General features: G+C 63.5%; 10 protein-coding genes and 1 tRNA gene. 8 read left to right on the forward strand and 3 right to left on the reverse strand.

Annotated features, from left to right (window positions below; translation table 11 throughout):
* The first annotated feature begins 130 nt into the window (after window positions 1-130).
* Window positions 131-1,030, forward strand: coding sequence for a LysR substrate-binding domain-containing protein (locus tag JMY28_RS26115; protein WP_201698779.1), 900 nt, complete (start codon window positions 131-133; stop codon window positions 1,028-1,030).
* Between the two features lie 266 nt (window positions 1,031-1,296).
* Here JMY28_RS26115 and JMY28_RS26120 read toward each other — a convergent pair whose 3' ends face one another.
* Together JMY28_RS26120 and JMY28_RS26125 are read right to left on the reverse strand one after the other, a co-directional pair.
* On the reverse strand, window positions 1,297-2,490 hold the full coding sequence (locus tag JMY28_RS26120; protein WP_201698780.1) for a porin: 1,194 nt from the start codon (window positions 2,488-2,490) through the stop codon (window positions 1,297-1,299).
* A 220-nt stretch (window positions 2,491-2,710) separates the two neighbouring features.
* Complete coding sequence (locus JMY28_RS26125; RefSeq protein WP_201698781.1) at window positions 2,711-4,120, reverse strand: YihY/virulence factor BrkB family protein; 1,410 nt, start codon at window positions 4,118-4,120, stop codon at window positions 2,711-2,713.
* A gap of 195 nt (window positions 4,121-4,315) precedes the next feature.
* Between JMY28_RS26125 and fdnG the strand changes: the two genes are divergently transcribed.
* From fdnG to JMY28_RS26160, 7 genes are all read left to right on the forward strand, one after another.
* The gene (gene fdnG / locus JMY28_RS26130) at window positions 4,316-7,387 is read left to right on the forward strand and encodes a formate dehydrogenase-N subunit alpha (RefSeq protein WP_201698782.1); all 3,072 of its coding nucleotides are present in this window, start codon (window positions 4,316-4,318) and stop codon (window positions 7,385-7,387) included.
* A gap of 13 nt (window positions 7,388-7,400) precedes the next feature.
* Window positions 7,401-8,339 (forward strand): formate dehydrogenase subunit beta, encoded by a 939-nt coding sequence (gene fdxH / locus JMY28_RS26135; RefSeq protein WP_201698783.1) that lies wholly within the window; start codon window positions 7,401-7,403, stop codon window positions 8,337-8,339.
* Window positions 8,326-8,952 carry a formate dehydrogenase subunit gamma gene (locus JMY28_RS26140; RefSeq protein ID WP_201698784.1) on the forward strand — a complete coding sequence of 209 codons (627 nt, stop codon included), beginning with the start codon at window positions 8,326-8,328 and terminating at the stop codon, window positions 8,950-8,952. The genes fdxH and JMY28_RS26140 overlap by 14 nt, the downstream gene beginning before the upstream one ends.
* Before the next feature lie 118 nt (window positions 8,953-9,070).
* Window positions 9,071-10,003: a formate dehydrogenase accessory protein FdhE gene (fdhE, locus tag JMY28_RS26145; RefSeq protein ID WP_201698785.1), complete on the forward strand. Its 933-nt coding sequence runs from the start codon at window positions 9,071-9,073 to the stop codon at window positions 10,001-10,003.
* A 15-nt stretch (window positions 10,004-10,018) separates the two neighbouring features.
* Window positions 10,019-11,485 (forward strand): L-seryl-tRNA(Sec) selenium transferase, encoded by a 1,467-nt coding sequence (gene selA / locus JMY28_RS26150; protein ID WP_201698786.1) that lies wholly within the window; start codon window positions 10,019-10,021, stop codon window positions 11,483-11,485.
* On the forward strand, window positions 11,482-13,410 hold the full coding sequence (gene selB / locus JMY28_RS26155) for a selenocysteine-specific translation elongation factor (RefSeq protein ID WP_201698787.1): 1,929 nt from the start codon (window positions 11,482-11,484) through the stop codon (window positions 13,408-13,410). The genes selA and selB overlap by 4 nt, the downstream gene beginning before the upstream one ends.
* Before the next feature lie 54 nt (window positions 13,411-13,464).
* Window positions 13,465-13,560 (forward strand) — tRNA-Sec (locus tag JMY28_RS26160).
* Between the two features lie 138 nt (window positions 13,561-13,698).
* On the opposite strand, the gene JMY28_RS26170 is transcribed toward JMY28_RS26160, so the two are convergent.
* Window positions 13,699-14,469, reverse strand: a complete 771-nt coding sequence (locus JMY28_RS26170) for a bestrophin-like domain (protein ID WP_201698788.1) — start codon at window positions 14,467-14,469, stop codon at window positions 13,699-13,701.
* Window positions 14,470-14,565 lie beyond the last annotated feature (96 nt).

Consider the following 14,565-nt stretch of genomic DNA (forward strand, 5'->3'; position numbering starts at 1 on the left):
TTACACTATGTTCTGATGTTATGGTCACGTATTCGGTGCAATGTGCCATAAAGCAGGCAATAATTCTTGTCGGTATCGTATAAGAACGATGCTGATCATCTGAATATTCGTGAATCCATAATAGAGTGTTATGCCGACAGCGGACCTCAGTTTGCGCCAGGTGGAAGCGTTTCGCGCATTGATGCAGTGGCGCACCGTCACTCGCGCGGCGCAGGCGCTCGGCATTTCGCAGCCCGCCGTGAGCCGTCTGCTTGCCGACTTCGAAGCGAAGATGGGGTTCGCGCTTTTCGAGCGACGCCAGGGGCGTTTGCTGCCGACCGTCGAGGCGCATACGCTGCAAGACGAAGTCGAGCGCGCGTTCTTCGGCTTCGAGCGCGTGGCCCAGGCGGCCGCGCAGATTCGCGCGCAGCGGCGCGGCGTCGTGCGTATCGCCGCTTCAGCGGATCTTTGCGCCGACTTTCTGCCGCGCGTGGCCGCTGCGTTCGCGAGCGAGCACGAGGGCGTCGATCTCGAACTGATGACTGGCGAAGCCGCCGAGGTTGCCGAACGCGTGGCGGCGCAACGCTGCGATCTCGGTTTCGTGGCGCAGGCTGTCGTGCATCCTGGCGCGCGTCTGGAGTATCTGGGTGAATGGCCGCTGCGCTGCATCGTGCCGCGCGGACACCGGCTCGCGCGCAAGCGCGTGATTCATGCGCAAGACTGCGCGGGCGAACGCTTCATTTCGTTTGCTGCGGCGAGCGAGGCGCGCCTCTCCATCGACCGGCTCTTTGCCGAATGCGGGGTCGTGCGCGAGCCAGGCATCGAAGCGGCGCTCGCGCAATCCGTCGTGGCGATGGTGGAGGCGGGAATGGGCATCGCGCTCGTCGATGCGCTGACGGCCCAGCACGCGAGCGCGCGGGTGAGCGTGAAGCGCTTCACGCCCGCGCTGTCGAGCGCGCTCCATGTCGTGCGCGGCACGCATCGCGCAGCAACGGCGTTGAGCGACGCGTTCGTGTGGCATGCCGCCGCCGCGCTGGCGCGGCTACGCTGAGCCTTTCACTCGAGTAAAAGGCCGCCGTAAAAGGCCGCAGTAAAAGGCCTGTAAACGGCGCAAGGCCGTGCACACACGCGGCCTTGCGCGAACCGCCCTGGAGGATTGCTTCCAAAACCCCGCGGGCATAAAAAAACCAGCCAGGGCTTGCGCCCGAGGCTGGTTTGTGCAGCGTGTAGTTTTTAGCTGCGTGGTCTCGCTCGCTTCGCCGGAATGGCTCGTCAGCCAGTTCCGGCGCCGGGCCGAAGCCCGGAGTAAAGCGTTGCTTAGAACTTGTGGCGGATGCCCAGGCTGACCAGGGTCTGCGAGCTCGAAGCCGAGTTGTAGCCGTACGAGCCGATCGATGCGCCGGCTGCCGTGCCTGCCGGCTCGCCCGGTTGCTGGCCGTTGGCGTGCTGCCATGCGGCGACGCCGTACAGGTCGGTGCGCTTCGACAGGTTGTAGTCCGCGCCGATCGAAACCTGGTTGTACGTATTCGACGAATCGCCAGCGCCGTGCGTCCAGGTGTAGCCGAGGCCGAGCAGCAGGGCCGGGTTCAGCTGGTAGCCGAAGAAGCCAGCAGCGACGTTGTAACGCTGGGTCGAATCGAACGTCGAGAAGCCGTCAGGACGGACTTGAACGTTGCTGTAACGTGCGCCGAACGTGAACGGGCCTGCGACGTATTGCGCAGCGATTGCAGCGGTGCCAACCGACTTGGCCGAAGCGTAGGCCGAGTTGATCTGGCTGTCGAACATAGCGCCCGAGGTTGCGCTGCCCGCCCAGCCCACCGAGGTCACGCCGTCGGTCGTCGTCGTACGCGAAGCGAGCGACGAGGCGTTGTCCATGCGGAAGTAGCCAGCGGCGACGTTGAACGAACCGATGCCGTACGTAGCAGCTGCGCCCCAGCTCTGACCCGAACCGGTCGAACCAGCCACGCCGCCCAGAGCATACATGCCTTCGAACTGGAAGCCTTGCAGAACCGGCGAAACGTACTTGATGCCGCTGTTCGTACGCGAGCTGTTGTCGTTGTTGTCGACGTCGCCCGGCGTTGCGAACGTGCTGCCGAAGTAGTTATCGCCCGTCAGCGGCTGAACCATGTCGACCAGCGGGTCGTACTGGCGGCCGAGCGTGACCGTACCGTACTGCTCGTGCGTCAGACCGACGAATGCCTGACGGCCGAACATCAGGCCACCCTGACCGAGCTTGCCGGAGTTGATGTCAAAGCCGTTTTCCAATTGGAAAATTGCCTTCAGGCCGCCGCCCAGATCTTCCGTACCCTTCAGGCCGAAGCGGTTACCCGAAATGTTGCCGCCGAAGAGGGCGACCAGGTTCTTGTTAGCGCCGTTGGCGTCTTGCGTGTTGTGGGCCCACTGGATCGATTCGTCGATCACACCATAAAGGGTCACGCTGCTTTGAGCGTGCGCGGTGCCAGCTGCGGCCAAGAGGGCCAGCGAGAGGGTCGAGAGAGCGACTCGTTTCATTCTGTTTTCTCCACGCAGAAATTGTGTAGTTGTTGCGCGATGGAGAATAACGCAGCAGGCCAAGCGACCTGAACTGAAAAAATAAAGTTTGTCGCGAAAACCTGACACCGGCCAGAATCCCTTGTCAGACGGGGCCTCCGTCGATTATGCCGATTTTAGAAATATTGGATTGTTGACCGAGCATTATTGTTGTTTTTGATAAAAGTTCCGTAAACGACCGTTATTTTTTGGGATTGCTGCGACCTTTGGTAGCAGTCTCGATCGGCGCTGCTTCCTGGGGGGCACGGCGCCTGCCGGCGGCCGTCATGGCGAGCGCGGCGCTCGCGACGAACAGCACCGAACCCCACGGATGGCGCTTCACATAGCGGTCGGCGGCGGCCACTGTGCGGCCCGCCTGGACCAGCGTGAGCGCAGCCGCGTAGGTGGCGCTGTCCTCCATGCGCACGACTGAACGGCGAATCTGCAGTCCCGATTTCAGCCTCCCGAACGCTCCACCGTGCGCACTCGCTTGCCCGACCGCGCCGAGCGGAGTTTCCGATAGTGTCGATTTGTCTGCCGCAACGGCCGCCGCCAGAGCCGCCGGCATTGTTGTGGCCGCTGCACTGCCGTTTCCGATCGGCACGGCAGACGGTGCCGGGGCAGCGGCAGGACGGTCCGCATGCTTCGTATCGTGCCGCGCGACAATGGTGGAAGCGGCGAGCACCGAGGCCAGCTTGGCGCGGCTGCCGGGCGGTGTTTCCTCAAGGAAACCCCAAGCGCCGCGCGGGTCGTGCATGCGTCCGCGCGCCGCCGAGAATTCCGCGCCGAGCAGGAGCACCGCCGCCGAAAAATAGAGCCACATGAGTAGCACCGCGAGCGAGCCGGCGGCGCCGAAGGCCGTTGCCATGCCCGCGTGCGCGAGATAGAGCGCGAACAGCTTCTTGCCCGCCGAGAACAGCACTGCCGCGACGATGCCGCCCACCATCGCGTCGCGCCAGCGCACGTCGGCGTCGGGCAGGAAGCGCAGCAGGGCGCCGAATGCGACGGCTAGCACCACGAGGCCCACGGCCAACTGCATCAGGTTTCCGATGATCACATAAGGGGAATTGCCCCAGAGCCACTGGCCGACGAAGGTGATGGCCGTGTCGAGCACGAGCGAGACGATCAGCAGGAACGCGACGCCCAGCACGAGACTGAATGAAATGAGGCGCACGCGCACGAGCGCCATCACGCTGGAGGGATGCTGCCCGTCCGGCGGCCAGACGATGTTCAGTGCGGAATTGAGCGAGGAGAAGGTTGCGGACGCGCCGATCACGAGCAAGGTGAGCGAGATGATCGCCGCGACACCGCCCTTGCCGCCCGCGCGGTGCGCGTTCTGCACGATGGTGGTGATGCCCGCGGCCGCGTCGTTGCCGAGCACGTTGTGGACCTGGCGGAAGAGCTCGCCGCGCGCGGCATCGTCGCCGAAGAACCAGCCGGCCACGGCAATCACCATCACGAGCGTGGGCGCGAGCGAAAACGCCGAGTAGAACGCGATGCTCGCCGCGAGCGACGGGCAGCGGTTGGCGATGAACTGGCGCAGCGCGCCCACCACCCACGACGCTTCCTTGCGTGCGGCGGACTGCAGTCGTTCGGTGGAAAGCGTTGACATGATGGAGCGCCCCGCAGTGGTTCTTTAGTGGTTCGTTTTCGTCACAAACCTGGCTCGTTCGCCATCCAATATTAGCAAGCGTAATTCCCGGGCGACCTCGCGCTGTACGCGTGCAAGGCTCGCGAACATCCAGCGCGATCCGTCTCCCAAAACGTCTTATACTGAAAAAACCCACAACCAAGCCGAGGACGAATCATGCTGCAGATGTCCCGGCGTCAGTTCCTCAAGGTCACGGCAACGTCGCTGGCGGGTTCCAGCCTCGCGTTGATGGGTTTCGCACCCGACAACGCGCTTGCCGAGGTCCGACAATACAAACTGGCGCGCACCACTGAAACCCGCAATACCTGCCCGTACTGTTCGGTCGGTTGCGGGATCCTCATGTACGGTCTCGGCGATGGCGCGAAGAACGCGACCACGAGCATCATCCATATCGAGGGCGATCCCGATCACCCCGTCAATCGCGGCACGCTGTGCCCGAAGGGCGCGAGCCTGATCGATTTCATTCATAGCGAGAGCCGCCTCAAGTACCCCGAGTACCGCGCGGCCGGAACGAATGAGTGGAAACGCATTTCGTGGGACGACGCGCTCGACCGCATTGCGAAGCTGCTAAAGGAAGACCGCGACGCAAACTTCGTCGAGAAAACCGCCGACGGCAAGACCGTGAACCGCTGGTTGACAACCGGCATGCTGGCCGCCTCGGCGGGCAGCAACGAAGTCGGCTATCTCACCCACAAAGTGGCCCGCAGCATGGGCCTGCTCGCATTCGACAACCAGGCGCGTGTCTGACACGGCCCGACGGTGGCAGGTCTTGCCCCGACGTTTGGCCGTGGAGCGATGACGAACCATTGGGTCGACATACGCAATGCGGACGTGATTCTGGTGATGGGCGGCAATGCGGCCGAGGCGCACCCGTGCGGCTTCAAGTGGGTCACGGAGGCGAAGGCGCACCGCAAGGCGCGGCTTATCGTCGTGGACCCGCGCTTCACGCGCACGGCATCGGTCGCGGACTTCTACGCGCCGATCCGCACCGGCACGGACATCGCGTTCCTTGGTGCTGTGATCAACTATTTGCTCACGAACGACAAGATCCAGCACGAGTACGTCAAGAACTACACCGACTTCTCGTTCATCGTGCGCGAAGATTACGCGTTCAACGACGGTATCTTCTCGGGCTACGATCCGCAGAAGCATTCGTATGCGGACAAATCGTCGTGGAACTACGAGATCGGCGACGACGGCTTCGTGAAAACGGACGACACGCTGCAGAACCCGCGCTGCGTGTACCAGTTGCTCAAGCAACATTATTCGCGCTATACGGCCGATATGGTCGAGAGGGTGTGCGGCACGCCGAAGGACAAATTCCTCAAGGTGTGCGAAATGCTCGCGAGCACGGCCGAGCCGGGCCGGGCAGGCACGATCCTGTACGCGCTCGGCTGGACCCATCACTCGATCGGCTCGCAGATGATCCGCACCGGCGCGATGGTCCAGCTGCTGCTCGGCAACATCGGCATTGCGGGTGGCGGCATGAACGCGCTGCGCGGCCACTCGAACATCCAGGGGCTCACAGACCTCGGGCTGATGTCGAACCTGCTGCCGGGCTACATGACGCTGCCGTTCGAAGCGGAGCAGGACTACGACGACTACATCAAGAAGCGCGCATCGCAGCCGATGCGACCCAATCAGCTCAGTTACTGGCAGCACTACGGCGCGTTTTTCGTGAGCTTCATGAAGTCGTGGTGGGGCGACGCGGCCACGAAGGACAACAACTGGGGTTACGACTGGTTGCCGAAGCTCGACAAGCCGTATGACCTGCTGCAGACCATTGAGTTGATGAATCAGGGCAAGGTCAACGGGTACATCTGCCAGGGGTTCAACGTTATCGCGTCCGCGCCTGACAAGGCCAAGACGCTCTCGGCGCTCAGCAAGCTCAAGTGGCTCGTGATCATGGACCCGCTCGCCATCGAGACTTCCGAGTTCTGGAAGAAGTACGGCGACTTCAACGATGTCGATTCCGCTTCGATCCAGACCGAGGTGTTCCGCCTGCCGACCACGTGCTTTGCGGAAGAGAACGGCTCGCTCGTGAGTTCGAGCCGCGTGCTGCAGTGGCATTGGCAGGGCGCGGAGCCGCCGGGCGAGGCGAGGAGCGATCTCGAAATCATGTCGGGCCTGTTCCTGCGCATTCGCGCGGCGTATCAGAAGGACGGCGGCAAGCTGCCCGATCCGATCGTCAAGCTCGACTGGCCGTATTCGAATCCTGCGAGCCCCACGCCGGAAGAACTCGCGAAGGAATACAACGGCCGTGCGCTCGCCGACCAGACCGATGCGAAGGACACCACCAAGGTGCTCGTGAAGAAGGGCGAGCAGCTTGCGGGCTTTGCACAACTGAAGGACGATGGCACGACGTCGAGCGGCTGCTGGATCTTCTGCGGCGCATGGACCCAGGCGGGCAACCAGATGGGCCGGCGCGACAACTCGGACCCGACAGGCATCGGCCAGACGCTGAACTGGGCCTGGGCCTGGCCCGTGAACCGGCGCGTGCTCTACAACCGCGCCTCGTGCGATACGGCGGGCAAGCCCTTCGATCCCACTCGCAAGCTGATCGGCTGGAACGGCAGCGCGTGGACGGGTCCGGACATACCCGACTACAAGGTGGACGAAGCGCCCGATCAGGGCATGGGGCCGTTCATCATGAACCCCGAGGGCGTGGCGCGTTTCTTTGCACGCGACGGCATGAACGAAGGTCCGTTCCCTGAGCACTACGAACCGTTCGAGAACCCGCTCGGATATAACCCGTTCCATCCGAACAATCCGCTCGCCACGAACAATCCAGCGGCGCGTGTGTTTCCGGACGACCGCAAGACTTTCGGCACCGCCCAGCAGTTTCCCCATGTCGCGACCACGTATCGCCTGACCGAGCATTTCCACTTCTGGACCAAGCATGCGCGATTGAACGCGATCATCCAGCCGCAGCAGTTCGTCGAAATCGGCGAGGCGCTGGCGAAGGAGGTGGGCGTGGTGGCGGGCGACCGTGTGAAGGTGTCGAGCAATCGCGGCTATCTGATCGCCGTGGCAGTGGTGACCAAGCGCATCAAGCCGCTCACCATCGAAGGCAAGACCGTGCATACCGTTGGCGTGCCGCTGCACTGGGGTTTCAAGGGGCTCACGAAACCGGGTTATCTGACGAATACGCTTACGCCACCCGTGGGCGACGGCAATTCGCAGACGCCCGAGTTCAAGTCGTTCCTCGTGAAGGTCGAAAAGGCATAGGGGGACGCGAACCATGGCATTTCAATCTCTCGACGTCAGACGCCTTTCGGCGACCACCACGCCACCGCCCGGAGTGCGCGAGCCGGTCACGGGCACGGTCGCGAAGCTCATCGACGTGACCAAGTGCATTGGCTGCAAGGCTTGTCAAACGGCGTGCATGGAGTGGAACGATCTGCGCGACGAAATCGGCGTCAATACGGGCGTCTATGACAATCCGCACGATCTCACCGAGCACTCGTGGACCGTGATGCGCTTCGCGGAATGGGAGAACCCGGACGGCAACCTCGAATGGCTGATCCGCAAGGACGGCTGCATGCATTGCGAGGATCCAGGTTGTTTGAAGGCGTGTCCGTCGCCGGGAGCGATCGTGCAGTACACGAACGGCATCGTCGATTTCCACGAGGAAAACTGCATCGGCTGCGGCTATTGCATAACGGGCTGTCCCTTCAATATTCCGCGCCTCTCGAAGACCGAGCACCGCGTGTATAAATGCACGCTCTGCTCGGATCGCGTGGCCGTGGGGCAGGAGCCCGCCTGCGTGAAGACCTGCCCGACCGGCGCAATCGTGTTCGGCACCAAGGAAGACATGAAGCAGCACGCGGCCGAGCGCATCGTCGACCTCAAGGAGCGCGGCTTCGAAAACGCGGGGCTCTACGATCCGCAAGGCGTGGGTGGCACGCACGTCATGTACGTGCTGCATCACGCGGACCAGCCCTCGCTCTATCACGGCCTGCCCGACAACCCGCGCATCAGCCCGATGGTGCGGCTCTGGAAGGGCGTGGCCAAGCCCGTCGCGCTCGCCGTGATGGCGCTCACGGCGCTGGCCGGCTTCTTCCATTACACGCGCATCGGCCCGAACGAAGTCACGGAAGAAGATGAAATTGCCGCGCGCGACGAGGCGCGGCGCATGCGTGGCGAACCACCCGAGGAGCGCAACGATGAAAGACGATGAACCGCAACTGATCGAGCGCTACACGCCCAACGAGCGCAGCAACCACTGGATCACCGCGATCTGCTTCATCCTGCTCGCGCTCTCGGGACTCGCGATGTTTCATCCGGCCATGTCGTGGCTTTATGCAGTGCTCGGCGGCGGTCAGTGGACGCGCATTTTGCATCCGTTCATCGGCGTCGTGATGTTCGTCTCGTTCCTGATCCTTGCGCTGCGTTTCTGGCACCACAATTATCTGGACAAAGACGACATCCAGTGGATGAAGCAGATGGGCGACGTGCTGACCAACCGCGAAGACAGGCTGCCCGAGATCGGCCGATACAATGCGGGACAGAAGCTGTTATTCTTTACGATGGTGGTTTGCCTCGTGCTGTTGCTCTTGAGCGGCATCGTGATCTGGCGGCGATATTTCTCGTTCTATTTCCCGATCGAGATTATCCGGCTCTCTTCGGTGGTGCATGCGATCGCGGCGTTCGTGCTGATATGCGGCATCATCATCCATATTTATGCAGCGCTGTGGGTGAAGGGGTCGATCGGCGCCATGACGCGCGGTTACGTCACCTGGGGCTGGGCGAGAAAGCATCATCCGCGCTGGTTCCGCGAGAGCATCAAGTAACGCACAGGCTGCGCGCCGCCCGGCCGTAAAGGCCGTGGCGGCGCGAGCGGCAAACCGCCGGCGCCCGCAAGGGCACGGCGGTTTTTTCTTCGTGAAGCCGTTCTGGAGCAGACCCTTCGTGACGCAACGCATTCTCGACCCGCAGCAAATTGAGTCGCTCGATCCTTCGGCCATTCCGCGCATCCGTCTGCCCGAGCGCTTTGCCTTTTTCAGCACGCGCGCCGTGCGCCTGCGGCATCTCGCGGACCACAATCCTATTGGCGGCTACGTGCGGTTGATGGCGGCGCTCGTCGATGCGCAGCAGGAAGCGCTCGAACATTGCAGCGCGACCATGCCTTCGCGCGAAGCCGTTGCGAACGCGCAGCATCATTGCATGCCGATACTGCCGGCGCTTTCGGGCGAGCGTGATCCGCAATGGCGCGCGGTGCTATACCGTCTCGCCGAGCGAGTTGAAGCCGCGGGCATCGTTGCGCCCGCGCTCGCGAAAGTGCTCGGTGAGTTGCGCGCCATGAATGATACGCAGCTCGACGCCCAGGCCGACGCGATCCTCGCGCAGCGCTACACCGAAATCGCACCCGCCACCGCGCCGTTCATCATGGCCGCGCTGCAGGTGGTGTGGACCGACCTCGCGAGCCGCATCGACGTGCGGGACATTCCCTATGTCGACGCACCGGGCGTATGCCCCGTGTGCGGGTCGCCGCCCGTTGCCAGCATCGTGCGCATTGGCGGCGCGTATCAGGGCTATCGGTATGTGCAATGCGGCCTGTGCGGGACCGAGGCACACGTGGTGCGGGTGAAGTGCACGAACTGCGATTCGACCAAGGGCATTGCGTATCACGGCATCGAAGGCGGCAATGCTGCACTCAAGGCCGAATCGTGCGACGAGTGCCAGACGTATCGCAAGATCGGCTATCAGGAAAAGGATCTCGACTTCGAGCCGCTTGCCGACGACCTCGCGAGCATCACGCTCGATCTGCTGATGAGCGACGCGGGCTACCGTCGCGCGAGCCCGAACCCGCTGCTATGGCCCGAAGTGCCTGGCGACCAGTAAGGAGTCGAGCACACCATGAGCGAAACCGTGGGACAAACAGCGGAGCACGATGCGCGCAGCCTCAACGCGCTGCTCGCAACCATGCCGGCGGTCGAACGGGTGATTGCCTCGGAGGAAGCGCGGCCGCTGATCGCGCAATACGGCCGCACTCAGGTGCTGGACGCGATACGCGCCACGCAGGATGCCTGGCGTCATGATGCGCGAGCCGGCATATTGGCGCACGAACACAAGGACGCCGAACCATTTTCGCAGGCGCGCGTGATTGCGGCCACCGCGCGACGGTTGGCCGAACGCACGCAAAGCCGTCTGCGTCCGGTCTTCAATCTCACGGGCACGGTGCTCCACACGAATCTCGGCCGCGCGCTGCTCCCGGACCAGGCCGTAGAAGCCGTCGTGCAGGCGCTCACGCAACCCGCGAACCTCGAATTCGATCTCGCGAGCGGCAAGCGCGGCGACCGCGACGATCTGATCGACTCGCTGATCTGTGAACTGACGGGTGCGGAAGCCGCGACCGTCGTCAACAACAACGCGGCGGCGGTGCTGTTGCTGTTGAGCGCACTCGCCAATCGCAAGGAGGTCGTCGTTTCGCGCGGCGAACTGGTCGAGATTGGCGGGGCGTTTCGCATTCCCGACATCATGAGCCGGGCGGGCGCACGCTTGCGCGAGATCGGCACGACGAATCGAACGCATCTCAAGGACTACGAAGCGGCGATCACTGCGCGCACGGCGCTGCTGATGAAGGTGCATTGCAGCAACTACGCGATCAGCGGGTTTACGAAGACCGTCGAACTCGATGAGCTCACGCCGTTGGCGCGTCAACACGGCCTGCCGGTTGCGGTCGATCTGGGCAGCGGGACGCTCGTCGATCTCGCGCAATGGGGCTTGCCCGCCGAGCCCACAGTGCGCGCGACTGTTGAAGCGGGCGCGGACCTCGTGACCTTCAGCGGCGACAAACTGCTGGGCGGCCCGCAGGCGGGGCTGATCGTCGGACGCAAGGAGCTCATTGCGAAGATCAAGAAACACCCGCTCAAGCGCGCGTTGCGGGTGGGAAAACTCACGCTCGCAGCGCTCGAACCGGTTTTGAGGCTCTATCAGGCGCCTGAATTCTTGCAGGAGCGGCTGACTACGCTGCGCCTTCTCACCCGCCCTGCCATGCAAATGCAGGAGGCCGCGCAGCGCGCGCTGCCCGCGTTGCAGCGTGCGGTTGGCGATGCGTATGCTGCGAGCGTGGAGCCGATGTTCAGCCAGATTGGCAGCGGCGCGTTGCCTGTGGATGTGCTGCCGAGCAGCGGGCTCGTCGTGCGCCATGCGGGCAAGGGCGGCAGCGGCCGCGCGCTGCTCAAGCTCGAACGCGCCTTTCGCGAGCTTCCGCGGCCCGTGATCGGCCGCATTGCCGACGACGCCCTACGTCTGGACCTGCGCTGCCTCGAGCCCGCAGCCGAAGCGGCGTTCGCTGCGCAACTCGCGGAGCTGCGCCTGTGATCGTCGGTACGGCGGGCCACATCGACCACGGCAAAACCACGCTGGTCCGCGCGTTGACCGGCGTAGACACCGACCGCCTGAAAGAAGAGAAGGTGCGCGGCATTTCGATCGAACTAGGTTACGCGTACCTGCCGCTCGCCAACGGCGACGTGCTTGGCTTCATCGACGTGCCTGGCCACGAAAAACTCGTGCATACGATGGCGGCGGGTGCGTGCGGCATCGACTTCGCCTTGCTCGTGATTGCCGCCGACGACGGCGTGATGCCGCAAACGCGCGAACACCTCGCCATTCTGCAACTGCTAGCCGTGCAGCAAGGCGCCATTGCGCTGACCAAGACCGATCGCGTGGATGCGGCGCGGCTCGATGCCGTGCGCGCCGAAATCGCCGCACAGCTTGCTAACACGATGCTTGCGGGCGCACCGATCTTCGAGACAAACGCAACGCAGCCGCGTGACGACGGCGTGGTGCGCCTGGACGCCTGGTTGCGCGAGCGCGCGAGTACATGGCGGGCGCGACGAGACGACGGCCTCTTTCGCCTCGCGGTGGATCGCGTTTTTACGCTGACGGGTCAAGGGACGGTGGTCACGGGCACGGTCTTCGCCGGGCGTGTACAAGCTGGCGACGCGCTCGTGCTCGCACCAGCCGCCACGCCTGTGCGCGTGCGTGGCCTGCATGCGCAGAATCGCGCGGTACAGGCCGGCGACGCGGGCCGCGCGGGTCAGCGTTGCGCGCTGAATCTCGCGGGCATCGACAAGCAACAGATCACGCGCGGCGACTGGATCGTCGATGCGCGGCTGGCCGAGCCTGCCATGCGCCTCGACGTCGAACTGCAGTTGCTCGGCGACGCCGACATCATCTTGCAGCACTGGTCGCCGCTTCATGTGCACCTCGGCACGGCGCATCGTGTTGCGAACGTCGCCTTGCTCGAAGGCGAAACGCTCGCACCGGGCGCGGCCGCACGCGTGCAGCTCGTTTTCGACACGCCGTTGCACGCGTTGCCGGGAGACCGATTTATTGTTCGCAACGCGCAGGCAAACCACACCGTAGGTGGCGGGCGTGTGCTCGATCCGTTCGGCCCATCGCGGCGGCGCAGGACGGCTGAACGACGCGCATGGCTCGACGCGTTGCGCACGTGGCTCGACGAAGCGAACCTCGCACCGCTGATCGAAGAAGCGCCGCGCGGCATTGCGCGCGCGACGTTGGTACAGTTGACTGGATTCGACGATGCCGCACTGGCATTGCCCGCCGATGCGATTTCAATGGCACCGCAAGGGCGCGACGACGAAGGCGCGGTGATTGCACATGCGCACTGGACGAGGCTCACCGAGCGCATTGTCGAAGCGCTCGGCGAGTTTCATGCACGCTCGCCCGACGAGCAGGGGCCGGACGCGGCGCGTTTGCGGCGCATGGCGGCGCCGCTTGTGAGCGATGCTGTGTGGCGCGCCGCGATTGAAGCGCTCGACCGTGAGGGACGCGTGTCGCGCAGCGGCCCGTGGCTGCATTTGCCTTCGCACGCGGTGACGCTCGACGCCGACGACGAAGCGCTCGCGGCGCGCCTCATGCCGCTGCTTGCGCAAGGGCGTTTCGATCCGCCGTGGGTGCGGGATCTCGCGCGCGAGACGGGGCAGCCGGAAGAGAGGGTGCGTGCGTTGCTGCGCAAGCTCGCGCGCCTTGGTAAGGTGTATCAGGTCGTGCGCGATCTCTTTTACGAACGAGACGTGGTGCAGATGCTCGCTCGGGCTGTTGCGCAGATTGCGGCGGAACAGGGCGGCGCCGTCAATGCCGCGGCGTTTCGCGACGCCACGGCATTGGGCCGCAAACGGGCGATCCAGATTCTGGAGTACTTCGATCGCGTTGGATATACTCGCTTTCAGCGCGATACGCATCTGCTACGGCACGATAGCCGGATGCGAGAATGGTTGTAGGCACATCGATGTGTGCTTGCGAGCGTAGTTGTAGTTGCAGTTGAGTTCGACGAAGGAAGGCATTCGTATCCGGTGGTACGGCCGGGCTTCAAACCCGGTTGGGGGCGTCAGCCGCTCCCGGGTCAGTTCGACTCTGGCTGCCTTCCGCCAGTTTATTTACGGGCCGTTTGTGGTCGTGGTGGGTTTGTGTCACAGCTTCTGATGCAGACGCGCGAGGCGGCCGCAACGGCATCGCCTGCGCGATTTCTCCTCACGTGCGGTGACGTCTCTCGTGACGTCGCAAAAGACTCAGGGCATCGAGCCAAGTGATTGCTGCAGGGATATCAGATTGACGGGCACCACGCGAATTAGCCCACCGCGCGGGCTATCAATATCGGCGATCAGCGACAGCGAAAGCGCGACGGTAATAGGCAGTGCGAACAGCAGAACACGCCGCCCCGTGCTGCCATGCGAACCATATCCCTGCATGAGATTGCTGAAGAATGCGATCGCCATCATCAATCCCCAGGCAGAAAGCGGAATTCGGTTTAGCCACGCGGCCTGCGTGTAGCCCTGCGTGTTCAGCACGTCGTTCATGCCGGACACCGCGAGCGCCGAGATCGGCGTCGGACGCGCCAGGGCGGGGCCGCGCACGCTGGCCCACAATTGCGCCTGGAGATTCGACGTTGCGCTATTGATGGTCTCGAGATCGTGAGCGTCGCGTGTCTTGTAGTAGGTAAGGCGTAGCGCGAGGTACTGCGCGAGCAGGGCCTTGATCTTCGGCGCATCGACTTCGCCAAGCAGGTCCGCGCGCAGATATTGCGTGCCGATCGCGTTGGCTTCTTCTTCCTCGTAGTTTTTGCGCTGGTCGTAGCGGCTCACGGCCATGGATAGCGTAAAGCCAATCAACAGCGCAAGCAGCGTGAGGGTGGCGCCCTGTATGACGTTGAAGTTGTCCCGTGCGTCTTCCCCCAGCGGAAAGGCACGTTGCAAGACATGCGCGCCGAGCGCGGCAGCGACGCAAAGCAGCACGAGCAGCACGATAAACAGATAGATGGGGTGGTGTACCAGCTGTTCCATCTCAACTCCTCGGACGTTGTTGTGTAGTCAGGGGTCGGACCGCAATGATATTAAGGCACATGAGCGGTGTTGGCCCACCCAGAGTGGCAAAAAGGA

The sequence above is a fragment of the Paraburkholderia hiiakae genome, from assembly GCF_904848665.1.
GTDB classification, from domain to species: Bacteria; Pseudomonadota; Gammaproteobacteria; order Burkholderiales; family Burkholderiaceae; genus Paraburkholderia; species Paraburkholderia hiiakae.